The following is a 23,616-nucleotide window of genomic DNA, read 5'->3' on the forward strand; positions in this document are numbered from 1 at the left end:
TAAAAATTTTAACTTGCTATAGACGACAGCTTGAAGGCGATCGCCTATATTGAATTTATGCAAACACTTACTCAATCCATTGATTGCGTAAGTAAATTGCCAGGTTCCATGCTTGATGCAAATGTATAAAAATGAACGACGATCGTAGCCACAGTTCCTTACTTGTAACCCCTTCAACCCAGGATTGGATGCGAGGTGTGCTGAGTGCTAAGGTCGTGCTGGTGATGTATGGAGACTATCAATGCTCTAAAAGTGCGGATGTTTACAAGCTGATTAAATTGCTCAAAGGAGAACTTAGTGCTTCTTTTGGAGAAGATGATTTATGCTTTATCTTCCGTCATTTTCCGCAAGCACAGATTCATCCCCAAGCTCAACGGGCAGCCCAAGCAGCCGTTGCCGCCGCCGCTCAGGGACAGTTTTGGTCAATGCACGACACTTTGTTTGCCCATCAACAGAAGTTAGAAAATGGTTATCTTGTAGAGTACGCCAATGATTTAGGGCTTGATATCCCTCAATTTCTCAAAGAGTTGTCTAAACAAGTGCATATCGATCGTGTCAATGAAGATATCGAAAGTGGATTGCACAGTGGAATAACGGCTACTCCAGCCCTATTTATCAATAACATTCGATATACTGGGCGCTGGAAAATGGCAGAGTTGATGACAGCCATTGTTGCTGCAAGTCACTAAGCTCTATTCATATCTGACTTGTTTGTTAGTGCTAGTAAGCTATCGAATGCGTGATGGCTAGCTTTTGCCTGTTTTGTTGAACTTAAGCGCCTCACTGGAATGACCCCAAAACAGGTTCGCTAACACGATACGAATTATTCATAGCGACAAACAGGAGAAAGATGATGAAATTAACTACAACACGACGCTCAATTTCTAGAATCACTGGGATGCTTGCTAAAACCACTCTATCAATCATCGTTATAACGGGAGTAGGTGGGGTTTTGCGAATGCATCCGGCGATCGCTACCCCTCCACCTCAACAATCTCCTATTCTTGTTGCAACCGCCTACACGGATCTCACATTGCCAACCTTGAGACAGGGCGATCGCGGTAGAAGAGTGCAAATATTGCAGCAAATTCTCTTAGATAATGGGTTCTTAAATGCTGCTGGAGTCAGGTTGGGAAATCCGAGGGGTGCGGTTGTTGATGGTGCATTTGGCGCGATTACAGAATCTGCGGTGAGAGATTTACAACGACGCTACAACATCCCCGTTACAGGACAGGTTAACCCTGTGACTTGGGAAGTGCTGGATATGCGGGAGAATCCCTATCGATCGCCGCTCCCCTGGAAATCCGATTAATCACTCAGAAAAAACTCATAAGGAAACGTCCAATGAACAAGATTCTGTCCAGACTTCAACGATCTCCGCAAATTATCTCAGCAACAATCCTACTCAGCCTATTGTTGCTGTTCAGTGTTCCATCCCTGGCTCAAGTTAGTCCACAAGTGATTCCCATAATTGAAGTAATTGACAGTTCTGAAGGAATTCCACCTGCCTACCGTTTAGTCATTAGTCGATCGCAGGACATCGTATATGTTAACTGTCCCACGAATTTCGAGCCTGAGTTGAATTATCTACGAAATGTCAAAGCAATTCAGTGTAAGCGTCCTCCCAGGTAACTGGCGGTCAGATCCAAGCACTACATCCACGCACAAATCAAGGAGACACAGATGAAGATTAAAGCAACCCAAGGACATCAGGGAAGCGGAACGGAAGTGAAAGACGCGACTTACGTGGAGGCTGCCCGGTGGGGTAAGCATCGGGGGTGGCGATATGTTCTGGGGCTGATGATCATCCTCTTTGCATGGCTGGTCGTCGGTAGTGGTGCCAGCGTACTCGTCGCGTTCGCGCTCGGCGGACAGGCAGACCCCTCGGTGCTCGGTCCCGTGGAATACTACCTGTTTGTCATGGCGAGTTTCCTGTTCTTCTTCGCAGGAGTCCTTATCGCCGTCTCCCTTGTCCACCGCCGCCACCCCCGGACGCTCGTCACGGCGCGGGAGCGGATCAACTGGCGGCGTATCGGTCACGGATTTGTGGCGTGGTTCGTGCCGTACTGCCTCATAGGTGGGCTGGGGCAGTATCTGTTCTACCCGGATACCTTCTCCTTTAACTCTGACCTCTTAACGTTCGCACTCTTCGTCCCGATCGCACTGGTTCTCACCGCGATCCAGACTACCACTGAAGAGCTTTTCTTTCGCGGATATATCGTGCAGGGGGCGAGCCTTGTTTGGACTAACCGCATCTTTCTGGCGATCGTGCCAGCCGTGATATTTACCCTGCCGCACCTCCTTAACCCGGAGGTAAGCGTGGGCGGCTGGCTCACGATCTTTTCCAACTACTTCCTCGTTCCGGGTCTGGTGTGGACTGTGGTCTCGTTGATTGACGGAACCACTGAACTCGCCATCGGCGTACACTTCGCGAACAACATCGGTGGGGCAATCCTGTTCGACATCACTGGAAGTGCCTTGCCCTCACCCGCTCTGTTCACAATCAGCAAGTACCACGCGACCTACGGGGCACTATCAATGCTGGTTGCAGTACCCGTGTTCCTGGCGATCGCCTACGGGGTGTTCAAGCAGGAGTCGCCCCAATCCGTTTCCCAGAGCCACCAGAAGGGTCATTGGTGACCCCGGCAAATCCCGAACCCATCAGCAACTGAAGTCAGCAACCCGATAAAAGGAGTCAATTATCATGCCTCGTGTTTCTTCAAATCACCTGGGGGAGTCGGGAAAGCCCCCTTCCGCGTCCTCGGTTCGGCCTAGCAAGACCTCCCGTCCGGGCTGGTCCGAGATTATCGTCGGACTCGTCGTCTATTTAATCGTAGGGTTCGGCGGCGTCTCGCTGTTCAAGCAACTCGGTCTTGACCCCGTGGTCCACGGACTGATCTTGACTGCATGGACCGGCGTCGCCACCCTCATCGCGTTCACGGCAGCCGCGCGGCTGCGGATCCGTTCCCTGAGTGCCTTCGGTGTACGCCGAACCTCCAGTCGCTGGCTTCTGACCAGTGTTGGCGTAGGGCTGGTTGCCTTTGTGCTCAAGGGTCTGGCGATCATGGCCTGGATCCAGATCACCGGGGACACGGACAATGTCCAGAATGTTTACGCAGAGGGTGGTCGCGGCGGGTTACTGCCTCTGGTTTTGTCCACAGTATTGATCTCCGTCTTCTCACCCTTCGGCGAGGAACTGCTCTATCGCGGCATCGTCACCAATGCGCTGCTGCGCTATGGCTCGTTCGCTGGGGTGGTGGGCAGCACTGTGATCTTCGCCCTCATGCACGGTATTAACATTGTCTTTCCGGCGGCCATTGTGGCCGGTCTCGCTACCGCTGAGGTCTTCCGTCGTAGCGGCTCGATCTGGCCCGGTCTCGTCGTTCATATTGTTTTCAACCTGCCCACAATCCCGATCATGTTGCTCGTTGGCACGGGCTGAAAGAAACCGCAGCCTCAGTACACTTTAGAACAATGCAACCAAATGAATGCTAGGAGAAGCACAATAAAGCTTCGGAATAAGGTGGCGTTAGCTACCAGTTGTCATTCTCTATCTGGGCATTGTGTTCACCCAGCATCCTGATGTCTCTAGGGATTAAATCAATGGTAGTTTTGAAACAATTTGGGATTCTATTTGTGTTGGGCATTGCGGAATTGCGATGTTTACGATTACGTCGGTTCCATTAGTTGAGCAACAGTTGGCAAAACTGTCTCCAGAAATACTGGCAAAAGTTCCGCCACTGTGGGTTTTAATGCTGCTGCAAGGACTACAGTATACAGTTCCACTGGCAATCAGCATTCTGCTCGGTCAATCCAAGTTTTACACCTTCAAACTAATCTCATGAAAAAGATAATTTTGCTAGCACTGGTGGGTACGGGATTCGTAGTAACTATGCCCTTTACGGCACAGGCACTAGATTCAGAAGAAATTGGTCAGAACCTTGATCGAGATCCGAATATGTCAATCGCTCAGTACGATCGATATCGCGACGATCGATATCGTGACGATCAATATCGCGACGATCGATATCGCAATCGGCCGTTTGTGGTTTATTACCGCAGCCGTGACGATCGCAAATGGATTTATGAGAGTATCCACTACAATCGTCGCGATGCCCGACGTGCTGCCAAGCGACTGGAGCGGCGTGGTTATCGAACCCGAATTTTAGGATAGAGCCGTTTCAAACTATGAGTTGCCAACACCTAAATCCCACTTGCGGGCTGCCTACCGACTGGAGCGACGTTGTTATCGAACCTACGTTCAAGTGACAGCAAGCCAGTAGGGGGGGCAGTGCCCACAAAACCTTACTGTGAAGGGTTTTACAAAATGGTGGGTACTGCCTGCCCTACTAATGCCGAGATCTTCCGCCGCAGCGGATCGGTTTGAACTGCTGTCATCGTTCATGTCGTTTTCAACCTGCCCACTATCCTGGTGATGGTAGTTGCTGGCATGAGCTAATAAGACGGATCATCTGGAGATTAAACCAATGGCAATTATGAAACAATTCGGGATTCTATTTGTATTGGGCAGTGTGGGAATTGTCATGTTCACGATCGCGTCTATTCCTTTAGTCGAGCAACGGTTAGCGAAACTGTCTCCAGAAACACTGGAAAAAGTGCCGCCATTGGGAATTCTAATGCTTCTGCAAGGACTACAGTATTCAATTCTACTGGCAATCAGCATTCTTATCGGAATTGGTTGTGCCTATCGTGTTGGATTAAGCTCCCATTTGATTGATCATTGGGTGTTTCACACCACTAAGTCTCCATCTTTTGCCGTTGAGATGAAGTGGAGCTTGGGTGTGGGTGCAGCGGCGGCGATCGTTCTCTTGTTGCTCGATCAGTTAATGCAACCTGTCCTACCTGAAGCGCTACGGGCAGCAAATAATACAGAGCCAAGTTGGTTGAATTTGCTCACAGCAATGTTCTATGGCGGCATCACTGAGGAAATTTTGATGCGCTGGGGTTTAATGTCGCTGCTTGTTTGGATCGCGTGGAAAGGGCTAAAACAAGGCGTTACGTTGCCAAGTCAAGGGATTTACCAGGGTGCGATCGTTCTAGCCGCTTTGGTATTTGGACTACTACACCTGCCAGCGACTGCTGCGATCGTTCCCCTCACTCCAGTTGTGATTATTCGGGCGTTGTTACTGAATGGGATTCCGGGAATCGCGTTTGGCTGGCTCTTTTGGCAATATTCGCTAGAGGCTGCAATGTTAGCTCATATCAGCGTTCATGCTTTTGCCTTTGTTCTTAGCGGTTTACTGGCAAGGTTGGCTTAAGTTTTGGAATAGATATCATAGGGCTATCACTGCCCACAAAGCCTTACTGTGAAAGGTTTTAAAAATGGTGGGCGATGCCCACTACTTGAATTGATGCTTAACTCTACAGTTTTAAGGTGGTAAATCAAATGATTCAGTGCAAAGATTTTGCGCCTCGGATTACTGAACGGGGACCCTTCGGCGGAGCTTCCGATTATGAATCCTTCTCTGAGGTTGTGAGTGCTGTAAATCAGTGGATCGCAAGTACAACGATACAGGTGATCAATGTTGAAACTGTTGTTTTACCCGATCGGATTGAAGGCACAAGTGATGATGTCTACGGAGTGACGACCAGTAATGCTTTCCACCCAGTGATGATCAGTCAGGGTCTTGCAATCAATTGCTTTCAATGTGTGCGTGTGTGGTACAGAGAATAAGCTTTATTGGAAAGAGAAAAAATGAAACGATTTACTTTGTTTACTTTCCTGTACCTCGCGCTGGGAGTTTGCCTGAGTGCGATCGCGCTTGGATACCCAAACCTGCCTTCGGGTCCTCAAAGAAGCTTGTTCATCAGTGCAGGAACCTCCTACATTTTTTGTCTCCTCAGCACCTTCCCATTTTGGCGCGAGAGGACGATCCGCTTCTATCGCAGACGGAATTCAGCAGTAATTCTACCCTGGTTGGTGATTGGATTCTATATTGTTTGGATGATCTGGGAGGTTCAGAGTCAGAACTGGACGATGGAAGCCATTTTAGGAGCGTTTTCGCGGCTAATATTTGTCTTAGGGTTTGCAGAAATCATTGTGATTACATGGCAAGTGAATTCTGAACATTAGTGTCTAAATCAGATGATGCCGAAACAAACTCGTTTCAGCAACGCGAGATACAGTCAAACGTACTACATAAGGAACACCATGAATAAGCCCAAGTTTTTTGTTACTCCCGGTTATGGCGAATATATGCTAAATGAATTGCATTACTCGCAAGCGGTAAAAATTGGCAATCGAGTGGAGACATCAGGACAAGGTGGCTGGGATGACAATCTGCAAATTCCCGAATCGCTTGAGGATGAGATTGCCCAGGCGTTTCGGAACGTAGAGCGAACCTTGGCGACTGCCGATGCTAGTTGGGAGCATGTTGTCCACGTCAATTCTTACCACGTTGGAGGGTTTCCCCCGGAGGTTAATGATGTGATGGTTAGGCTATATCGCCATTATATGCCCAACCACGCGCCAATTTGGACACAAGTAGGAGTCGCGGCACTTGGACTTCCAACGATGCGTATTGAAATCCGCGTTACTGCAATTGTTCCGTGAGTTTTGCACAAGCGGCAACGGGCTATTGCGAAGTTAGGGAGTTACTTCCGCTGAATGGTATCGAAATCCCGTCACTGTTTATTCTGAATCAAGGGGAGCTGGCACACATGGAATTTATGAAGGCAGCGGTATTAACTGCGTTTGGTGATGCTGAGAAGTTTGAGATTCAAACTGTTCCCACACCAACATTGAAAGCGAATCAGGTGTTAGTCAGAGTTTGTGCAACTTCGATTAACCCGATCGACTACCAAACTCGTCGTGGTGATTACAAGGAACTGGTTCGATTACCCGCTATCCTTGGAGTCGATGTTTCAGGGGTGATTGAGGCAATTGGCGAAGTTGTGACTGATTTCAAGGTGGGAGACAACGTGTACTACTCGCCGCAAGTTTTTGGAGAATCCGGTAGCTACGCTCAGTATCATGTGGCTGATGCAGCGATTGTTGCATTAAAGCCTGCAAATCTATCGCACGTTGAAGCAGCTTCTTTTCCGCTTGCAGGCGGAACTGCTTGGGATTGTCTGGTGACTAGGGGCAATCTACAAGTTGGTGAAACAGTTCTTATCCATGCGGGTGCGGGTGGAGTTGGTTCAATCGCAGTTCAACTCGCTAAAGCGATAGGGGCATACGTTTTTGCAACGTGTAGTTCTAGAAACCGAGATTTCGTGACAGAACTGGGTGCAGATCGAGTGATTGATTACAAGAATGAAGATTACGTAGAAGTCATTCGTCAAGAAACAAATGGATTGGGTGTGGATTTAGTTCTAGATACGATCGGCAAAGAAACAATTCAGCGTAGTCTAGAAATCATTCGTCCCTTCGGTAGGCTTACAAGCATTGTAGACATTGCAATACCGCAATCGCTTCTTGAAGCATGGGGTAAGAATCTGACGATTCATTTTGTTTTTTCACCCCAGTACCGAGCAAAATTAGAGGCTTTGACAAAACTAATCGAGCGTCAACAGCTTCGCCCAGTGATTGATTCAGTATTCTCTTGGGATCAGGTCGTTCTGGCACACCAACGTCTAGAGCAGGGAGGAACACGGGGCAAAATTGTACTGAAATTTACAGAAAATTAGACTAGCTTCACGGCGTTGGTAATTGCTAAACGGATTGGAGTTTGATTTTGTCCAGCAGGGCATCACAAGGGGGGTGTTGATGAATGACCGACTGGAGCAGAACAAGAGAACCGTCACGGCGTTCTACGACCTGATGTTCAACTTACGAATTGAACAAAGGAGAAATTCAGATGTCAGACAAAAATAAAGCAATCTTAGAAGAGGCAAACGCAGCGATCGCCCAAGGCAATTATGAAGGATTCTTGTCGTTCTGCGCCGACGACACAAAATGGACGTTTGTAGGCGACAAGACCCTTGAAGGAAAAGAAGCCGTTCACCAATGGATGGTAACGACATACTTAGAGCCGCCAAAGTTTAGGGTCGTGAACTTAATTGCTGAGGGTGATTTCGTCACAGCACTCGGCGACATCACCATGAAGGACGAAGACGGGAAGACGGCTGATTACTCGTACTGTGACATCTGGCGCTTTCGCGATGGTCAGATGGTCGAATTAAGAGCTTTCGTCATCAAAACCTTGAGAAGGTGATGAAAGAATTTGGTGAAAACAATGTAATTAATTTTGTTTACCTACTTGCGATCGTTTAACTCAGGTAGTTGCGGTCAACCCTTTTGTTACATAGATCAATGACATGTTCAAAACTGCAAAATCACAACAAGAATTACTGAAATTCAACCTCTTTGGCTTTCGACTCTCATTTCAAAAGATAAAGATAGCGATGCGCCGCGCAACCCTTTTCGCGATCGCGCTACTCTTTACTACCCATTTCGCCTCCGCTTGCACGCAGTCTACAGTAATCATGCCTACAATCACCTATCCTGAAACTAAGCGGGTCGATGTTGTCGAGAAGCCTTTCGGGCAGACGATCGCCGACCCCTATCGCTGGCTGGAAAACGATGTCCGCAACGATAAGGAAGTCGCCGCCTGGGTCGAATCGCAGAATAAAGTCACCAACAGTTATCTCGATAAGCTGCCAGGTCGAGATATCTTCGGTTCTACAAGTCGAAGGATGGCACCCGCATCCCGATGTTTATCGTCCGGCGCAAGGATGTGACCGTAGCCGCACCGACCCTACTTCATGCCTATGGAGGCTATGGCATCCCCATGCTTCCTGAGTTCTTGCCAGCGCCGCTGGGGTGGATCGAACAGGGCGGAGTGTATGCGATCGCTAACATTCGCGGCGGCTCCGAATATGGCAAGGCATGGCACGAAGCGGGTCGTCGTCAGAAGAAGCAGAACGTCTTCGATGATTTCATCGCAGCGGGCGAGTATCTGAAGGCACAGAGTATCACGCCCCAAAATGGCTTGGCGATTCAGGGCGGATCGAATGGCGGACTCCTGATCGGTGCAGTGGTCAATCAACGACCGGATCTGTTCGCCGCTGCGTTACCCCACGTTGGTGTGATGGATATGCTCCGCTTCGACCAGTTCACAGGCGGGAAATTATGGCTAGACGAATATGGGTCTCCGGCACAGGAAGCGGATTTCCGTAACCTCTTGAAATATTCGCCTTATCACAACATCCAGTCCGGCAAGGCTTATCCTGCGATCCTCGCCACCACTGCCGACACGGACGATCGCGTGGTGCCGAGTCACACCTTCAAATATGTCGCTGCGCTCCAGGCGGCGGATATCGGTGACAAGCCCCACCTTGCCCGCATCGAGACGCGCGCGGGTCATGGAGCAGGCAAACCCACCGACAAGATCATTGAGGAAACGGCAGATATGTGGGCTTTTGCTGCTCGCTGGACAGGGCTGGATGTGAAGCTGGATATCTCGCAATAGTTATGTCAATAAGAAGGGTGTGGGGGGTAGGGTGTTGGGTGTAGTGAGACGGCTCATGCCAGGAGCTTGGAACTCCGCCCAACGCAATCGTCGTGAACGACGGGGCTTGTGTCCAAGATGGTTGTTGGGGCTATTTCGGACACGTAACCCCACACCCGAACCTGCACCCGCCCCAACGGGGCTGGTCACATCTAAGTTACGACTATCGTAAAAATCTGAAAGCAGTCAAGCATTTTCACTCACTACACTTCAGATAGATAGAACATTACACAACTCGAAATCATGGGATTCTCTCACATTATGGAACAAACACTTGAACAGAATAAAACATTCATCCGCAATCACTTTGAGGAGATTGTGAACCGCAAGAATTCTGCCATTGCTTACCAAAATTTCGCACCTGACTTTATAGATCATGAAGAACCTTTTGTAGGATTGGTGAGTCCCGAGCTAGTTAAGCAGAGGATGGAGAAGGCATACGTAAAGTATCCCGATTTGCACGTTATAGTCGAGGATACCATCGCTGAAGGCGATAAGGTTATGGTGCGGTGTCTATGGCGCGGAACTGATTCTTCTACAGGAAAAAAGATGGAGTTTAAAGGCTTTGTACTTTGGAGATTAGCAAATGGCAAAATTGCTGAGCGTTGGGCAACGATTGCACCGCCACTTAGGTAAAGCATCCCTTTTTCAGTCTTTGTTGAAACAGGAAAAACAGAATGATACTTTAGGGTAAAGTGGCTTTAGGGGACTTTTAGAAAATAAACTATTCCCTCAATAATAATGATTATCATTCTTTAAATCAACCTGTCTCTTCTTTTTTTGGAATAATTTATTCTTTGGAAGTCCCATTACCCCCAAGAGCCTCGACGATAGTGCGGGTATTTGCTTCCATCATTTTGATGTAGGAATCCCCTGCACTTCCAGAGGCACCAATGGAATCAGAATAAAGTTGACGCGGTGCTAATTTGACACCGGCTTCTTGGGCAACTGTGGTAATTAAAGCTGGATTAATCGTTGTTTCGGCAAAAATTGCGGGAACGCCAATCTTTTTAACTGATTCTACCAAACGTTGTACTGTTTGAGCGCTTGGTTGTTCTTCAGTGCTGATACCAATTAAAGTTCCGGCGATCGCTATTCCATAACCACGTCCATAATATTGAAAGGCATCATGGGTTGTTATTAATTTACGTTTATCGGCTGGGATAGTAGCAATCTGTTGTTTAATCCAACTATCCAACTGCTGTAATTCTTTAGTTAGTTGCGTCGCATTTTGGGTAAATTTCTCTTTATCTTCTGGCGATAATTCTATTAAAGCATCCCGAATCGCGTTTACCATCGCTGCTGCATTCTCTGCGTTACCCCAAACATGCGGATCTGGTACTATTTCACCTTTACCTTTATCTAACTCCAAAGGCTTGACAACTTCCCCCACCGCAACCTGACGCGCTTTTCCCCCTGTAGCTTTCATAATTTTAATCAGTCCCGGTTCCAAGTTGTAGCCGTTATACAAAATCAAGTTAGCTTCTTCTAAAAATCTACTATCTTCTGGTCTTGGTTCATATACGTGCGGATCTGTACCGGGTTTGAGAATTCCCCTTAGCTTGATTTCATCTCCCCCAACATCTTGCGCTAAGTCAGCAATGATGGTACTTGTCGCTACTACCAAAGGTTTGCCATCTGCCTTTGGGGTGTTACGGTTAGAGTTTGTTTGGGTACAACTAAGTAAGGTAAAGGGTAAAAGGCAAAGGGTAAAAGTAAGGATTGTTTTCAGCCTTTGAGCTTTTGTCTGGCTAGAGGTGCAAACTACTGTCTGGGGTATTAGTTTCATTTATCTGTGATATTACTTCCAATTATAGATGTTTTCATATTTGTCTCATATTTATAGTAAGCTCAAGGAAAGCAATATTTAACTTGGTTATGAAAACTGTCCCTTACCCAAACTTTGATTTATTCAAAACGAACCCAGGCAAGATGCCTTTAGAAGTTGTCACTAGTGAGGCAAATTCCACTCAAGCGATTAGCATTGCTCATGTGGGGGTATATTACCGCACGCAAGAAGCGCTAAGAGACGTTAATTGTATTATCAAACCAGGACGGTTAACAGGGATTTTTGGTCCTAACGGTGCAGGTAAAAGTACGCTGATGAAAGCGATGTTGGGATTGGTTCCTGCTAGTAGTGGGAAGGTGTTGTATCACGGTAAACCTTTGATGGAGCAACTTGATAAAGTTGCTTATGTACCACAGCGATCGCAAATCGATTGGACTTACCCCGCAACCGTTTGGGATGTGGTAATGATGGGAAGAGTCAAGAAAACAGGTTGGTTTCGTAACTTCTCAACAGTTAGCCGTCAGGTTGCCAAAAGTGCCTTAGAAAGAGTTGGCATGATCCAATATAGCGATCGCCCAATTGGACAGCTTTCTGGAGGACAACAACAACGGGTATTTTTAGCCCGTGCTTTAACCCAAGAAGCCGAGATTTTCTGCTTTGATGAACCGCTTGTAGGGATAGATCAGAAAACCCAGTCAGTAGTTTTTCAAGTCTTTGGTGAACTCGCTGCCGCTGGTAAAATCGTCTTGGTTGTCAACCATGATTTAGGCGAATCAATCACCCACTTTGACGATTTAATTTTGTTAAATCGGGACTTAATCGCCACCGGAAGCCGCCAAGAAGTATTAACTGAACAAAATTTGTCAAGTGCCTACGGTGGGAAAGTTATTTACTTTTCTGAGGCAGCGTAAATTGGGCATTGGGCATTGGGCATTGGGCAATGGGCATATGTAATAGAAAGAAATTGTCCCCCTTGTCCCCCTTGTCCTTCTTGTCCCCCTCTCTTCCCTCAACGGTTCGTATTACAAATTATTATGCTTGAATCATTAATTGAGCCGTTGCAATATGGCTTTATGCAGCGATCGCTTGTAATTGCAATTTTAGTCGGTTTGTTGTGTGCGATTGTTGGTAGTTATTTGATGGTGCAGCGATTAGCTTTGCTGGGTGATGCTATCAGTCACTCAGTTTTACCAGGATTAGCGATCGCCTTTTTGTTGGGTGGGAATATTTTTATTGGGGCATTTATTGCCGGTGTCATCAGTACAATGGCGATCGCTTGGATTAAAACGCGATCGCCTATTAAAGAAGACGCAGCGATGGGGATAGTTTTTTCGGCGTTTTTTGCCCTTGGAGTCACTCTAATTACTGTCATTCAAAAAGATAACAAAATTGACCTCAACCACTTTCTTTTTGGTAACATTCTCAGTGTGACAGTTGACGAAGTTAGGGACACATCAATTATTGCTGCAATAGTGTTAATAGTCGTCTTTTTATTATATAAAGAACTGTTATTTTACACCTTTGACCCATTAGGCGCTCAAGCTGCGGGATTGCCAGTAAATCGGCTGAATTTTGGCTTAATGCTGCTGATTGCTTTAACAATTGTTGCCAGCATGAAAGCTGTAGGCGTAATTTTAGTTTTATCACTTTTGATCACACCAGGAGCAACTGCTTATCTATTAGTTAAACGCTTGCATCAAGTGATGATTTTGGGGGCAATAATTGGCGTAATTTCTAGTATTAGCGGTATGTACCTGAGCTACTTTTATAATTTGCCATCTGGACCGGCAATCGTTTTGGTAGTATCAGGATTCTTTTTCTTGACATTTTTATTCAGTCCCCAACACGGTGTTTTTACTTATCGTCAAGGAAATTTATCTCACACAAAGATAAGCCAGCCCGTTGAGGCGACTGGGACACAAATAGGCGAAGAAAAACAATAAAAAGAATGAAAGCAAGATGTTTTATACTTAGGGTTTGCTGAAAAAGAAAGAAAAGCTTACATTCTCAGATCATCAGACCAAAGAAATATATTCAGGTGCAAGATAAGAGGCTAAAATAACCCAAAATCCTTGCATCTACGTGACTAGCACTCAGGAGTGGGTTATTAGTACATATGTATCGAAAACAGGGGCAACCTCCAGTCTCACCAGAAAATTTTGGACTTCCGTTTGAAGGAAAGTTGTCATCAGATAATCGTTGGATTATTCTGGGAAATTTAATACCCTGGGCAGAATTTGAAGAGGAATATTCATCGGATTCTCTGTAGAGATGGGAGCGCCAGCAAAGTCGTTTCGGATGGCATTAGGGGCATTAATAATCAAAGAAAAACTAGGAATAAGTGATAGAGAGACAGTAGAACAAATCAAAGAAAATCCTTATCTACAGTACTTCATAGGGATATCATCTTATATTAATGAAGCTCCATTTGATGCATCTATGTTAGTCCATTTTCGTGAAAGAATTAGTGCAGACTTAGTAAACAAAGTGAATGAAGAAACTGTTAAGAGGATGCTAGAGACAACATCTTTGACTTTAGCAACTGAATCAACTGAAAAAACAGAAGAATTAGAAAAAGAAGATAACACGCCAAAAAATCGGGGAAAATTAATATTAGATGCGACTTGTGCGCCAGCAGACATCAGCTATCCAACAGATTTAGAGCTATTAAATCAAGCAAGAAAACAGACAGAAAGAATAATAGACCTTCTTTATGAACAGATAAAAGGTACATTAGAGAAAAACCAAGGACTTATCGGGAAATAGGGAGAAAAGACTACCTAGAAGTCGCTAAAAAGCGTCGTGTATCCCAAAAAGATAGGAGAAAAGCGATTAAAAAGCAGCTTCAATATATCAAAAGAAACTTATCCCATATTGACCAGCTAATCATATACGGAGCAACTTTAGAAAATTTCAGTAATAGACAATATAAAATGTTGCTTGTAGTTGTAGAAGTTTATCGTCAACAACTATGGTTGTATGAAAATAAAAAACAGAGTATTGACGACCGCATTGTTAGTTTAACCCAACCGCATATCCGTCCAATCGTCCGGGGTAAAGCAGGTAAACCTGTAGAATTTGGGGCAAAATTGTCTGCTAGTTGTTTTGAGGGATATGTATTTTTAGACCATATTAGTTGGAATAATTTTAATGAATCTGGAGACTTAAAAGCACAAGTAGAAGCATATAAAAATTATACTGGCTATTATCCAGAATCCGTTCATGTTGATAAAATTTATCGAACGAGAGAGAATCGAGCTTGGTGCAAAGAAAGAGGTATTATCATGAGTGGACCGGCTTTGGGAAGACCACCAGTAAATGTTAGTAAAGAAAAAAAGAAGCAAGATTTAGAATCCGAGAGAATTCGTAATTGTATTGAAGGAAAATTTGGGCAAGCTAAAAGAAGGTTTAGCCTCAATCGAGTGATGGCGAAACTTTCCCACACTTCTCTTACTGCAATTGCTATTACTTTTTTAGTGATGAATCTTTCTACTCACCTGTCGCGGGTTTTTTATGCTTTTTTATGTCTATTTTTGAAAACTGCACCTTTTATGCAGTTTCGCATAACTGAAAATTATGATTTTGTTATTTATAAACAACAAAAGCTTATCTTTGATTTTACTTGAATAACTAGTCAACCCAAAAGAATTGCTTTTTCATACTTTTTCAGCAAACCCTACTTAGAGCTAAAACACTTAATTTAGTTTTTTACTATGCCCTATAGTCAATTTACCATTGGCAAAGTAAAGCAAGATTTTCAATTAACAACTGTAGAGGGAGTTCGTTTTTTTCCAGACTCAATTGAATCGGTTACTCCAAGTTCCAGACTACAAGCTATTTTAGAGGATTTACCTTGGGCGATCGCAGTGGATACCGAAAAAGCACGTTCAGAGGTAATTATCAATCCTGTGTTGCTAGAAGTGCGACGTATTTTCAATCAACAAATCAGCGTGTTTTCAGGAGAAGAGTTTAACATTGATGCAAGTATTGGACTCAACGGTGTATGTGACTTTCTTGTTTGCCGTTCACCGGAACAATTAACGGTAGAAGCACCTGCTATTGTTATTGTTGAGGCGAAAAAATCAGATATAAAATCTGGACTGGGACAATGCATTGCAGAAATGGTAGCTGCACAGCGATTTAATGAAAAAAGAGGACAACCCTTAACAGCAGTTTACGGTACTGTCACCAGTGGAACGCAATGGCGATTTCTCAAATTAGAGGGGCAAACAGTAACAATTGATTTAACGGATTATTCCCTTCCTCCTATCGAGGAAATTCTCAGCTTTTTGGTGTGGATGGCGAAAATGGGTTAATTTTTATTGAGAAGTATTACTCGGTTAAATAACAATTCTGAAAAATAATATTGCGTCCAGACTTGACAAAAAGCCAATTAATGTATCAACTATGCGACTTGCAGCAGAGAAATTAGGACAATTAGATCCGGGTAATATAAAGTGCGATACTCCCAAGGAGTGGCTTCGCCAACGCTGCTTTGTTTTTCTTAAAGCCACCTGCTGAAGATATACCCACATTCTCCCAGATAAGCGTTACTGAAGAGGAAATAGTTTCTGTCGAAGGCTGCCTACGCAGCCTGAAAACATTATTAGCCCACGCAGGTGGGCTTTGTTCTTGTAGCCCCACCCTTCCAGTCTGAGGGCTGATAGGAAACATCCTCATAAAGCCCACACCCTAGAAGGGTGCGGCTATACGAACGAAGGCTGCCTACGCAGCCTGAAAACATTATTAGCCCACGCAGGTGGGCTTTGTTCCTGTAGCCCCTGACTTCCAGTCTGATGGCTAATTATTCATCCCGAAAACTCCTGACTCATGCGCTGTTCTAAAAGCTCTAATAAAGTATCTACATTCTTACCAATTTGCTCAAAACAATTCGGTGGTGTAGGTTCAGGTGCAAACTGAATTAACTTAACTTCACCGCTACCAATGCCAATCATGACAACTTCAACTTCCGGTTGATAATGCTCAATAATTCCTAATAGTTCCTGAAGCCTATTTTCAACTCTTTCATTTAGCTTCTCTACCGATTCTTTGGGGCAATAAACAAAATGCGGCTTGGGTTGCAAATCAATGCCGATAGTACCCTGAGTGTCACTATTTTCTAACCATAATGCCCAAGATAACGCCGCTAATTCTAGCTTATTTGCTTTGACAAATTCATCCAACTGGCGACGCCATTTGTTATTTCCTGATTCCGACTGGGTACTACCAAACATCATAAGGATTTTAGATTTTGGATTGTAAACAAACAAAATTTCATGTATCATTAGTCCGCGTAGGCGGACTTTGTTCGTATAGCCGCAGGCTTTAGCCTGTCGGTGTCTTGGTGTCTCTGCCCGAAACTTATTTTAAACCAGATTGTATACGCCAGAGACTTTCATAAATGCCATTTTTCTCTAGCAGTTGTTCATGGGTTCCGGATTCTACTAATTTCCCATGTTCCATGACATAAATGCAATCGGCATTCCGGATGGTGGAAAGTCGATGAGCGATCGCTATTGTTGTCCTATTTTTTGTAATCCGTTCGAGCGATCGCGCAATTGCGGCTTCTGTTTCATTATCCACCGCTGAGGTAGCTTCGTCTAAAATCAAAATGGGTGGATTTTTCAAAACTGCGCGAGCGATCGCAATTCGTTGTTTTTGTCCACCAGATAGCTTTTGTCCCCTTTCTCCCACAATTGTCTCATAATCTTGAGGCAATCGCGTAATAAATTCGTGAGCCTCAGCCACCTTTGCTGCGGTGATTATTTCTTTTTCTTTAGCATCAAAGCTGCCATAAGCAATATTTTCTGCTACAGTACCATGAAACAGAAATACATCTTGACTTACCAAGCCAATGCAGCGACGTAAATCTCGCAAATTCAATTTTTGCAATTCAATATTATCTACTGTAATATTTCCCGATCGCACTTCGTAAAATCGTAACAAAAGTTTTACTAAAGTGCTTTTACCGGAACCAGTAGAACCAACAATTGCAATTGTTTTTCCTGCCGGGATATGTAATGATAAATTTTCAATTATCGCTTGCCTATCTTGATAAGCAAAATTGACATTTGTAAATACTACATCCCCGCGTACCGTCTCAACAGGTAAAGCCACATTTCCCGGATGAATGGCGATTTGTGTATCTAACAAATCCATTATGCGATTAGTAGAAGCCATTGCTCGTTGATATAAATCAAAAGTATCTCCTAATCGAGTTAAGGGCCATAATAACATCTGAACTAAAAACACTAAAACACTGTAAGTTCCTACAGACATTCTCCCAGCGACAGCTTCCATACCGCCAAAAATAAGCAATATTGTGAAAGCTATTAAAATCAACATCCGAATCAATGGGATAAAGGCAGCAGAGAGAGCGATCGCTTTTGTATTACTTTGACGATAAGCTTCACTATCTGTTCTTAAACGTGCCTTTTCATAATCTTCAGCCGTAAAACTTTTAATAGTAGTAATGCCGCTGATATTATTAGATAACCTTCCATTGAGTAAACCTACCTTTTCTCGCACATCAGCATAGCGCGGTGCCAACAATTTTTGGAAAGCAACCGAACCGAAAACGATAAATGGCATCGGTAATATTGCCATCCACGCCACACTAGGAGCTAGAATAAAGAAAGCACCACCAATAATTACAATAGTTGTCAAAACTTGGATAATGTCATTTGCTCCCACATCCAAAAAGCGCTCTAATTGGTTAACATCATCACTCAGGATAGACATTAAACTACCAGTACTGCGTTCTTCAAAATAAGCTAATTCCAACTCTTGCAAATGGCTGTAGGCATCCAAACGCAAATTATGCTGAATATTCTGTGCCAATTTGCGCCATAGCAAGCTGTAGAAGTACTGAAAAACCGATTCTAAAATCCAAGTAACGGCAGTCAGGAACGCTAGAATCAAAAATTGCCCCAAGGTATCTTTTATTCCCAGTTGTGCAATAATAGAATCTTGCTTTTTTACGACCACATCCAAAGCAATACCAATTAAAGCTGGTGGTGCTAAGTCGAAAACTTTATTGAGAATAGAACAAACACTAGCTAACCAAATTTGTTGACGATATTCATGTCCATAATCAAGCAAGCGTTGGAAAGGATGTACTGAATTTCCACGCCTTTTTAACATCCGACGAGATTTTAATAGAGTAGACACAGCCGTTTACAGTTGAGTGAGCATTGATATTAGCACGCTAGAAACTCTTGAGTCTTGACTCTTGGGTACTGAGTTATGAAAATGGAAGACTTTATTGGGGAGGGGAAAAGGGGAAAGGTATAGAAATAAAGTACGGATTTATTCACTCTTACTCTATATTTCTTACCCCTTACCTTGCACGTTCGCATAAGCGTGTCGTCAGACAAGTGCTTCCCCTTTACCCTTTACCCCTCTTTTTGATTGAATGAGAATTCAAGACTTTTTGTAACTGATGATACTCTTGAGATAGAAGAAGTTGGGACTCTTCGCTAGTGTCGAATTGATGCATAGTATTTTACTTATTTCTCGGTATGAAGGAAGGATAAAAAATTTGAAAAATCAGCAATTAGGGAATTGGCAAACGATAGTAGCCGGATTTGTCGCGGTAATAATTGTTATTATGAGCTTGAATGCTTTTATCATTATTAACCCAGGACAAGCAGCCGTGATTAGTGTCTTGGGTAAAGCCAGAGATGGTGCTTTAGTAGAGGGTATCCACCTAAGACCGCCTTTTATCTCAGTAATAGATGTGTATGATTTAACAGTGCAAAAATTTGAAGTGCCGGCAGAAAGTTCTACTAAGGATCTACAAAATTTAACTGCGAGATTTGCGATCAACTTTCGTCTCGATCCGGTAAAGGTAGTCGAAGTTAGAAGGAAACAAGGAACTTTAGAGAATATCGTCTCAAAAATCATTGCTCCCCAGACACAAGAAGCCTTTAAAATAGCGGCAGCAAAAAGAACAGTAGAAGAAGCAATTACCAAAAGAACTGAGTTGAAAGAAGATTTTGATCAGGCGTTAAGCGATCGCCTAGAAAAATATGGAATAATAGTATTAGATACGAGTGTAATTGACTTAACCTTTTCACCAGAATTTGCCAAAGCAGTTGAGGAGAAACAAATCGCGGAACAACGAGCGCAAAGAGCCGTCTACATAGCACGCGAAGCCGAACAAGAAGCCCAAGCAGATGTTAATCGCGCAAAAGGCAGAGCCGAAGCTCAAAGACTCTTAGCAGAGACTCTCAAAGCTCAAGGTGGGCAATTAGTCCTACAAAAAGAAGCCATTGAAGCTTGGAAAAGCGGTGGTGCCCAAATGCCCAAAGTCCTCGTTATGAGTGGAGATTCTAAGAGCAGCGTGCCTTTTCTCTTCAATATGGGCAATCTTCAAAATGAACCCTAATTTAGGGTATTCAAAGTCAGCAATCCTCAACTAAAATACAACCATAAACACCAAGGACATAATAAACGTATTTATGTCAACACCCAATCACACGAATCTCACTGTCTCAGAAGCGAAAAAAATCCTGAATAAATTCAATTGTCTGGATATCGCACCTGTTATCAAGCCATCAGAAAAAGTTTTAATCCGTCAGGCGTTACTTTTGCTAACTAGCCTTTCTGATTATCAAATTTTAGGAATTTGCGCTGATACAGAAGAAGAAGGAATGCTTGCCACGAAAACTTATTCCCAAGCTTTGGGTTATGAAGTACCGAGTAATTTGCCACCAATTGAAGGTCCAGTTTACATCAAATTAAACGGCAAAAACGGCTTGTGTTATCTCGATTCCTACGCAGGACATCATCGAGGCGTATTGGTGTCTTGCCAATCTTACAATGAAGGGGGAATCAACGAAATGTATGGACATTTGCCCTTGGATTTATTTGTATAAACTTCATCAAATGTAGGGTGGGCAATGCTCACCCTACTCACTAATAACTTCCGTACAGAGGCGATTAATCGTGTCTCTTGTACAGACGCGATTAATCGCGTCTCTATCCAATAACCACTAACCATTTATATGAGTATTATTACATTACAATCAATCAGTAAAGACTTTGGCATTAAAGAAATTTTAAAAGATGCCAGCTTTAGTCTCGATGCTACTGATAAAGTAGGTTTAATTGGCACTAACGGTTCTGGCAAATCAACATTATTAAAAATGATTGCCGGACTAGAACCGCTTGATAGTGGTCAAATTTTAGTTAATAATTCTAAAATTATCTATCTTCCCCAGCAACCAGACTTAGACGAAAATTGCACAGTTTTAGAGCAAGTTTTTGCTGATAGCGGTGAACAAATGGCTTTGGTGCGGGAGTATGAAGAACTTTCTGATAAAATAGCTCACAATCCAGAAGATAATCAGTTAATGTCCCGCTTGTCTGTGGTCATGCAAAAGATGGAAGCGACTGGTGCTTGGGAGTTAGAAACTAACGCCAAAATCATCTTAACAAAGTTAGGAATTTCCGACTTTAACGCGACTATCGGCACATTATCTGGAGGCTATCGCAAACGCATTGCTTTAGCAACAGCTTTGCTCTGCGAACCGGATGTTTTACTCATGGATGAGCCGACAAACCATCTGGATGCTCTTTCTGTGGAATGGTTGCAAACGTACCTGCATCGTTTTCGCGGCACACTTTTATTAATAACTCACGATCGCTACTTTTTAGATCGCGTTACCAATCGTATCATTGAAATTGACCGAGGCGACATTTACACATACGCAGGTAACTACTCATATTATCTAGAAAAGAAGGCTTTAGCTGAAGAATCTGCTGTTAGCAGTCAACGCAAACATCAAGGTGTATTGCGACGCGAATTAGAATGGTTAAAAAAAGGACCCAAGGCAAGAAGTACGAAGCAAAGAGCCAGAATTGATCGGGTTCATGCGATGCAAGAAACTGAGTTTAAACAAGTTCAGGGTAAAGTTGATATATCTACAGTTGGTCGTCGCATTGGTAAAAAAGTTATTGAACTAAATAATATATCCAAAGCATACAATGGACGCACCTTAATTAAAGATTTTACCTACGAATTTAGTCCAGAAGACCGCATCGGCATTATTGGTGGTAACGGTGCAGGTAAATCCACTTTAATGGATATTATCACCAAACGCATTGAGCCAGATTCCGGGAATGTAGAAATTGGTACTACAATTCACATCGGCTATTTTGACCAACATTCAGAAGAATTACTTACAGCGTTAGACGAAAATCAGCGCGTAATTGACTATATCAAAGAAGAAGGCGAATTTGTCAAAATTTCTGATGGAACTCAAATTACAGCTTCGCAAATGTTAGAGCGATTTTTGTTTCCTGGAAATCAGCAATATTCACCAATTCATAAACTTTCCGGTGGGGAAAAACGACGTTTATTTTTGTTGCGTGTTCTCATGAGCGCACCGAACGTCTTGATTCTCGATGAACCGACAAACGATTTAGATGTGCAAACATTAGCAGTGCTAGAAGAATATTTAGAAGATTTTTCTGGCTGTGTAATTGTAGTTTCTCACGATCGCTACTTTTTAGACAGAACAATTGACAAAATTTTCGCCTTAGAAGATGGCGGTAATTTACGCGAATATCCTGGTAATTACTCAATTTATCTCGACTACAAAAAAGCTGAAGAAGCAGCACTACAACAAATCGCTCCCGCTAAAGAAAAGCTAAAAACTGTAGATGCTGAACCGAAAAATACAGAAAATAAAAAGCGTCGTCTATCAAGTTGGCAAAAACGAGAATTTGAGCAGTTAGAAGGGAAAATTGCTCAGTTAGAAGATGAGAAAGCACAAGTAGAAAAAGCGCTGACAAATGTCCCACCAGGGAATTATACCCAAGTGCAGAAATTGTACGATCAAGTGGAAACGCTCAAGCAAGCGATTGATGTAGCGACTGAACGGTGGATGGAATTAGCAGAGATGCATTAAGAGAATTAAATTTCACCGACGAGGATGTTTGCGGATATAGGCTAATAATTCTTCTCGTGTCACATTTACTCCTAACTTGCACACCAATTCTATGTGAGGTTGCACATAATGCCCACAGGCTGGAAACCTGGGGCTAAACGAACAAAGCCCACCTGCGTGGGCTAAATTAGGCGCATCTTCACACAGAAATGGTATCAGTCTTCTTTAGAAGACTTTAGCTATTAGCCTTAGAATTCATTCTAAGGCGGTTGTTGCAACTGATGCAAGATATGGAGTTTATGGCTAAAGTCGAATTTAATAAGCAAAATGCCATTTGACTTATTCAAAATGCCATTTGACTTTCTCATTTCGGTGTTTTCCGCAAGCAAAATAAGCTTTTACTTTCTCAAAATGAGCTTTTGCTTTCTCATTTTGGTGTTTTCCACAAGCAAAATAAGCTTTGACTTTCTCAAACCCCAGTTTGCTTTCTCATTTCGGTGTTTTCCGCAAGCAAAATAAGCTTTTACTTTCTCAAACCCCAGTTTGCTTACTCATTTAAGTAATTCACGCAGTCATCACAACTATCGCTAATGCGATCGCTTGCCGATGCATTTAAAAACACTTGGATGCAGTTCCACAACACCCCTCTTTTTAACAAAGGGAAGTGGGTGAGGTTTTATGTATCTCACTCAACCGAGAATCGCTATAGTTGAGGGATTTTGGCTTTAGTATAAATAAAATCGACAAGCGATCGCACGGGAATTGACTATCTTTTTTCTGACCGGAATCGTAGAATTTGAAAGTGTAATCTATATAGGATTCCTATTTGATTTTTGAACAAACACGTAGGGTGTGTTAGCGGCGAGAGTACGGCACCTTTTCTAGGGGTTTGGTGCGTTACGACGTTCCGTCTAACGCACCCTACAATACTTAAATTTTTTCATAAATTAAACCGGATTCCTATATTCCTATATATAGAATATAGATGACGCGACTTTGGAGGTTAAAATGACAGGCGAACCGATTATAAAATTCACCTTTGCCGTTGACGATCCAGAGTTAGACGATGAGAGACGACAACAAATAGCGAAGAAGCTGCTACAGGAAATCCGGGATTTGGATGAGGTAGAGAAGGCAGATCGTGCAGAAGATTTGAACCCAGAAGCGGGAAGCAAACCAGGTTTTGCCACTTTGATGGGAGTGCTGACTGCTGAAGTGAGCATGAAGAATGTTAAGAGCTTTTTAGGTTTTCTGGGCGATCGCTTGGCAGACAAGCCAATAAAAATTAGTATCAAAGTTGGCGATAAAGAAGTCAACATTGAAGCGAAAAGCCGAAAAGAGCTACTAGAGAGTGAGAGAATAGCAAAAGACCTGTTAGCAGCAATGGGTGGTGGAGCAAATGCCTAAGAAGATAGCGCTGCTAATTGGAGTCAGTGAATACGGTGAAGGTATCCCTCCC

24 protein-coding genes and 2 pseudogenes are annotated in these 23,616 nt (G+C 43.6%); 23 read left to right on the forward strand and 3 right to left on the reverse strand.

Annotated features, from left to right (window positions below; translation table 11 throughout):
• The first annotated feature begins 131 nt into the window (after nt 1–131).
• The 15 genes and pseudogenes from TOL9009_RS0121560 (at nt 132) to TOL9009_RS0121635 (ending at nt 10,109) form a co-directional block, all read left to right on the forward strand.
• A complete protein-coding gene (locus tag TOL9009_RS0121560; protein WP_029634595.1) occupies nt 132–689 on the forward strand; it encodes a DsbA family protein in 558 nt (185 codons plus the stop codon).
• Nucleotides 690–850: 161 nt separating this feature from the next.
• Complete coding sequence (locus TOL9009_RS0121565; protein ID WP_199341486.1) at nt 851–1,312, forward strand: peptidoglycan-binding domain-containing protein; 462 nt, start codon at nt 851–853, stop codon at nt 1,310–1,312.
• Nucleotides 1,313–1,344: 32 nt separating this feature from the next.
• Complete coding sequence (locus tag TOL9009_RS0121570; protein ID WP_029634597.1) at nt 1,345–1,632, forward strand: hypothetical protein; 288 nt, start codon at nt 1,345–1,347, stop codon at nt 1,630–1,632.
• 51 nt (nt 1,633–1,683) lie between these two features.
• A complete protein-coding gene (locus tag TOL9009_RS0121575; RefSeq protein WP_029634598.1) occupies nt 1,684–2,640 on the forward strand; it encodes a CPBP family intramembrane glutamic endopeptidase in 957 nt (318 codons plus the stop codon).
• A gap of 64 nt (nt 2,641–2,704) precedes the next feature.
• Nucleotides 2,705–3,442 carry a CPBP family intramembrane glutamic endopeptidase gene (locus TOL9009_RS0121580; RefSeq protein ID WP_029634599.1) on the forward strand — a complete coding sequence of 246 codons (738 nt, stop codon included), beginning with the start codon at nt 2,705–2,707 and terminating at the stop codon, nt 3,440–3,442.
• A gap of 217 nt (nt 3,443–3,659) precedes the next feature.
• The gene (locus TOL9009_RS0121585; RefSeq protein WP_029634600.1) at nt 3,660–3,845 is read left to right on the forward strand and encodes a hypothetical protein; all 186 of its coding nucleotides are present in this window, start codon (nt 3,660–3,662) and stop codon (nt 3,843–3,845) included.
• Nucleotides 3,842–4,174, forward strand: coding sequence for a hypothetical protein (locus tag TOL9009_RS0121590; RefSeq protein ID WP_029634601.1), 333 nt, complete (start codon nt 3,842–3,844; stop codon nt 4,172–4,174). Before TOL9009_RS0121585 ends, TOL9009_RS0121590 begins: the two co-directional genes overlap by 4 nt.
• Nucleotides 4,175–4,487: 313 nt before the next feature.
• Nucleotides 4,488–5,279 carry a CPBP family intramembrane glutamic endopeptidase gene (locus TOL9009_RS0121595; RefSeq protein ID WP_029634602.1) on the forward strand — a complete coding sequence of 264 codons (792 nt, stop codon included), beginning with the start codon at nt 4,488–4,490 and terminating at the stop codon, nt 5,277–5,279.
• A gap of 128 nt (nt 5,280–5,407) precedes the next feature.
• On the forward strand, nt 5,408–5,695 hold the full coding sequence (locus TOL9009_RS0121600) for a hypothetical protein (RefSeq protein ID WP_029634603.1): 288 nt from the start codon (nt 5,408–5,410) through the stop codon (nt 5,693–5,695).
• 477 nt (nt 5,696–6,172) lie between these two features.
• Complete coding sequence (locus TOL9009_RS0121610) at nt 6,173–6,574, forward strand: RidA family protein (protein ID WP_029634605.1); 402 nt, start codon at nt 6,173–6,175, stop codon at nt 6,572–6,574.
• Nucleotides 6,575–6,681: 107 nt separating this feature from the next.
• The gene (locus tag TOL9009_RS0121615; RefSeq protein ID WP_029634606.1) at nt 6,682–7,650 is read left to right on the forward strand and encodes a zinc-dependent alcohol dehydrogenase family protein; all 969 of its coding nucleotides are present in this window, start codon (nt 6,682–6,684) and stop codon (nt 7,648–7,650) included.
• Nucleotides 7,651–7,820: 170 nt separating this feature from the next.
• Nucleotides 7,821–8,177 carry a nuclear transport factor 2 family protein gene (locus TOL9009_RS0121620; RefSeq protein WP_029634607.1) on the forward strand — a complete coding sequence of 119 codons (357 nt, stop codon included), beginning with the start codon at nt 7,821–7,823 and terminating at the stop codon, nt 8,175–8,177.
• Between the two features lie 271 nt (nt 8,178–8,448).
• Nucleotides 8,449–8,703, forward strand: a complete 255-nt coding sequence (locus tag TOL9009_RS49560; protein ID WP_242055531.1) for a hypothetical protein — start codon at nt 8,449–8,451, stop codon at nt 8,701–8,703.
• Nucleotides 8,643–9,434, forward strand: a pseudogene (locus TOL9009_RS0121630) (prolyl oligopeptidase family serine peptidase); the annotation flags it as partial. The gene TOL9009_RS49560 and the pseudogene TOL9009_RS0121630, both read left to right, overlap by 61 nt.
• A gap of 300 nt (nt 9,435–9,734) precedes the next feature.
• Nucleotides 9,735–10,109 carry an ester cyclase gene (locus TOL9009_RS0121635; RefSeq protein ID WP_051503124.1) on the forward strand — a complete coding sequence of 125 codons (375 nt, stop codon included), beginning with the start codon at nt 9,735–9,737 and terminating at the stop codon, nt 10,107–10,109.
• 154 nt (nt 10,110–10,263) lie between these two features.
• Here TOL9009_RS0121635 and TOL9009_RS0121640 read toward each other — a convergent pair whose 3' ends face one another.
• On the reverse strand, nt 10,264–11,262 hold the full coding sequence (locus TOL9009_RS0121640; RefSeq protein ID WP_029634611.1) for a metal ABC transporter substrate-binding protein: 999 nt from the start codon (nt 11,260–11,262) through the stop codon (nt 10,264–10,266).
• Nucleotides 11,263–11,405: 143 nt separating this feature from the next.
• Between TOL9009_RS0121640 and TOL9009_RS0121645 the strand changes: the two genes are divergently transcribed.
• The 4 genes and pseudogenes from TOL9009_RS0121645 (at nt 11,406) to TOL9009_RS0121660 (ending at nt 15,578) form a co-directional block, all read left to right on the forward strand.
• Nucleotides 11,406–12,173: a metal ABC transporter ATP-binding protein gene (locus TOL9009_RS0121645; protein WP_242055530.1), complete on the forward strand. Its 768-nt coding sequence runs from the start codon at nt 11,406–11,408 to the stop codon at nt 12,171–12,173.
• Nucleotides 12,174–12,296: 123 nt separating this feature from the next.
• Nucleotides 12,297–13,205: a metal ABC transporter permease gene (locus TOL9009_RS40045; protein ID WP_051502983.1), complete on the forward strand. Its 909-nt coding sequence runs from the start codon at nt 12,297–12,299 to the stop codon at nt 13,203–13,205.
• A 173-nt stretch (nt 13,206–13,378) separates the two neighbouring features.
• Nucleotides 13,379–14,888, forward strand: a pseudogene (locus tag TOL9009_RS42275) (IS5 family transposase).
• Between the two features lie 87 nt (nt 14,889–14,975).
• Nucleotides 14,976–15,578, forward strand: a complete 603-nt coding sequence (locus TOL9009_RS0121660; RefSeq protein ID WP_029634613.1) for a hypothetical protein — start codon at nt 14,976–14,978, stop codon at nt 15,576–15,578.
• A gap of 492 nt (nt 15,579–16,070) precedes the next feature.
• Here the strand turns inward: TOL9009_RS0121660 and ccmS are convergent, their stop codons facing one another.
• Nucleotides 16,071–16,499, reverse strand: coding sequence for a beta-carboxysome assembly chaperone CcmS (ccmS, locus tag TOL9009_RS0121670; protein ID WP_029634615.1), 429 nt, complete (start codon nt 16,497–16,499; stop codon nt 16,071–16,073).
• 124 nt (nt 16,500–16,623) lie between these two features.
• Complete coding sequence (locus tag TOL9009_RS0121675; protein ID WP_038296512.1) at nt 16,624–18,405, reverse strand: ABC transporter ATP-binding protein; 1,782 nt, start codon at nt 18,403–18,405, stop codon at nt 16,624–16,626.
• Between the two features lie 397 nt (nt 18,406–18,802).
• On the opposite strand from TOL9009_RS0121675, the gene TOL9009_RS0121680 reads away from it, so the two are divergent.
• From TOL9009_RS0121680 to TOL9009_RS0121695, 4 genes are all read left to right on the forward strand, one after another.
• Nucleotides 18,803–19,651, forward strand: coding sequence for a prohibitin family protein (locus TOL9009_RS0121680; RefSeq protein WP_029634617.1), 849 nt, complete (start codon nt 18,803–18,805; stop codon nt 19,649–19,651).
• Nucleotides 19,652–19,724: 73 nt separating this feature from the next.
• On the forward strand, nt 19,725–20,141 hold the full coding sequence (locus TOL9009_RS0121685; RefSeq protein ID WP_029634618.1) for a DUF1824 family protein: 417 nt from the start codon (nt 19,725–19,727) through the stop codon (nt 20,139–20,141).
• 129 nt (nt 20,142–20,270) lie between these two features.
• Nucleotides 20,271–22,178, forward strand: coding sequence for an ABC-F family ATP-binding cassette domain-containing protein (locus tag TOL9009_RS0121690; RefSeq protein WP_029634619.1), 1,908 nt, complete (start codon nt 20,271–20,273; stop codon nt 22,176–22,178).
• A 987-nt stretch (nt 22,179–23,165) separates the two neighbouring features.
• Nucleotides 23,166–23,564, forward strand: coding sequence for a hypothetical protein (locus TOL9009_RS0121695; protein ID WP_029634620.1), 399 nt, complete (start codon nt 23,166–23,168; stop codon nt 23,562–23,564).
• Nucleotides 23,565–23,616: the final 52 nt, after the last annotated feature.

The organism is [Scytonema hofmanni] UTEX 2349, from assembly GCF_000582685.1.
GTDB classification, from domain to species: Bacteria; Cyanobacteriota; Cyanobacteriia; order Cyanobacteriales; family Nostocaceae; genus Hassallia; species Hassallia hofmanni.

Coding starts and splice junctions, on each gene's coding strand:
- TOL9009_RS0121560 (WP_029634595.1), top strand. CDS start 132: ATGAACGACGATCGTAGCCACAGTTCCTTACTTGTAACCCCTTCAACC.
- TOL9009_RS0121565 (WP_199341486.1), top strand. CDS start 851: ATGATGAAATTAACTACAACACGACGCTCAATTTCTAGAATCACTGGG.
- TOL9009_RS0121570 (WP_029634597.1), top strand. CDS start 1,345: ATGAACAAGATTCTGTCCAGACTTCAACGATCTCCGCAAATTATCTCA.
- TOL9009_RS0121575 (WP_029634598.1), top strand. CDS start 1,684: ATGAAGATTAAAGCAACCCAAGGACATCAGGGAAGCGGAACGGAAGTG.
- TOL9009_RS0121580 (WP_029634599.1), top strand. CDS start 2,705: ATGCCTCGTGTTTCTTCAAATCACCTGGGGGAGTCGGGAAAGCCCCCT.
- TOL9009_RS0121585 (WP_029634600.1), top strand. CDS start 3,660: ATGTTTACGATTACGTCGGTTCCATTAGTTGAGCAACAGTTGGCAAAA.
- TOL9009_RS0121590 (WP_029634601.1), top strand. CDS start 3,842: ATGAAAAAGATAATTTTGCTAGCACTGGTGGGTACGGGATTCGTAGTA.
- TOL9009_RS0121595 (WP_029634602.1), top strand. CDS start 4,488: ATGGCAATTATGAAACAATTCGGGATTCTATTTGTATTGGGCAGTGTG.
- TOL9009_RS0121600 (WP_029634603.1), top strand. CDS start 5,408: ATGATTCAGTGCAAAGATTTTGCGCCTCGGATTACTGAACGGGGACCC.
- TOL9009_RS0121610 (WP_029634605.1), top strand. CDS start 6,173: ATGAATAAGCCCAAGTTTTTTGTTACTCCCGGTTATGGCGAATATATG.
- TOL9009_RS0121615 (WP_029634606.1), top strand. CDS start 6,682: ATGGAATTTATGAAGGCAGCGGTATTAACTGCGTTTGGTGATGCTGAG.
- TOL9009_RS0121620 (WP_029634607.1), top strand. CDS start 7,821: ATGTCAGACAAAAATAAAGCAATCTTAGAAGAGGCAAACGCAGCGATC.
- TOL9009_RS49560 (WP_242055531.1), top strand. CDS start 8,449: ATGCCTACAATCACCTATCCTGAAACTAAGCGGGTCGATGTTGTCGAG.
- TOL9009_RS0121635 (WP_051503124.1), top strand. CDS start 9,735: ATGGAACAAACACTTGAACAGAATAAAACATTCATCCGCAATCACTTT.
- TOL9009_RS0121640 (WP_029634611.1), bottom strand. CDS start 11,262: ATGAAACTAATACCCCAGACAGTAGTTTGCACCTCTAGCCAGACAAAA.
- TOL9009_RS0121645 (WP_242055530.1), top strand. CDS start 11,406: ATGCCTTTAGAAGTTGTCACTAGTGAGGCAAATTCCACTCAAGCGATT.
- TOL9009_RS40045 (WP_051502983.1), top strand. CDS start 12,297: ATGCTTGAATCATTAATTGAGCCGTTGCAATATGGCTTTATGCAGCGA.
- TOL9009_RS0121660 (WP_029634613.1), top strand. CDS start 14,976: ATGCCCTATAGTCAATTTACCATTGGCAAAGTAAAGCAAGATTTTCAA.
- ccmS (WP_029634615.1), bottom strand. CDS start 16,499: ATGATGTTTGGTAGTACCCAGTCGGAATCAGGAAATAACAAATGGCGT.
- TOL9009_RS0121675 (WP_038296512.1), bottom strand. CDS start 18,405: ATGTTAAAAAGGCGTGGAAATTCAGTACATCCTTTCCAACGCTTGCTT.
- TOL9009_RS0121685 (WP_029634618.1), top strand. CDS start 19,725: ATGTCAACACCCAATCACACGAATCTCACTGTCTCAGAAGCGAAAAAA.
- TOL9009_RS0121690 (WP_029634619.1), top strand. CDS start 20,271: ATGAGTATTATTACATTACAATCAATCAGTAAAGACTTTGGCATTAAA.
- TOL9009_RS0121695 (WP_029634620.1), top strand. CDS start 23,166: ATGACAGGCGAACCGATTATAAAATTCACCTTTGCCGTTGACGATCCA.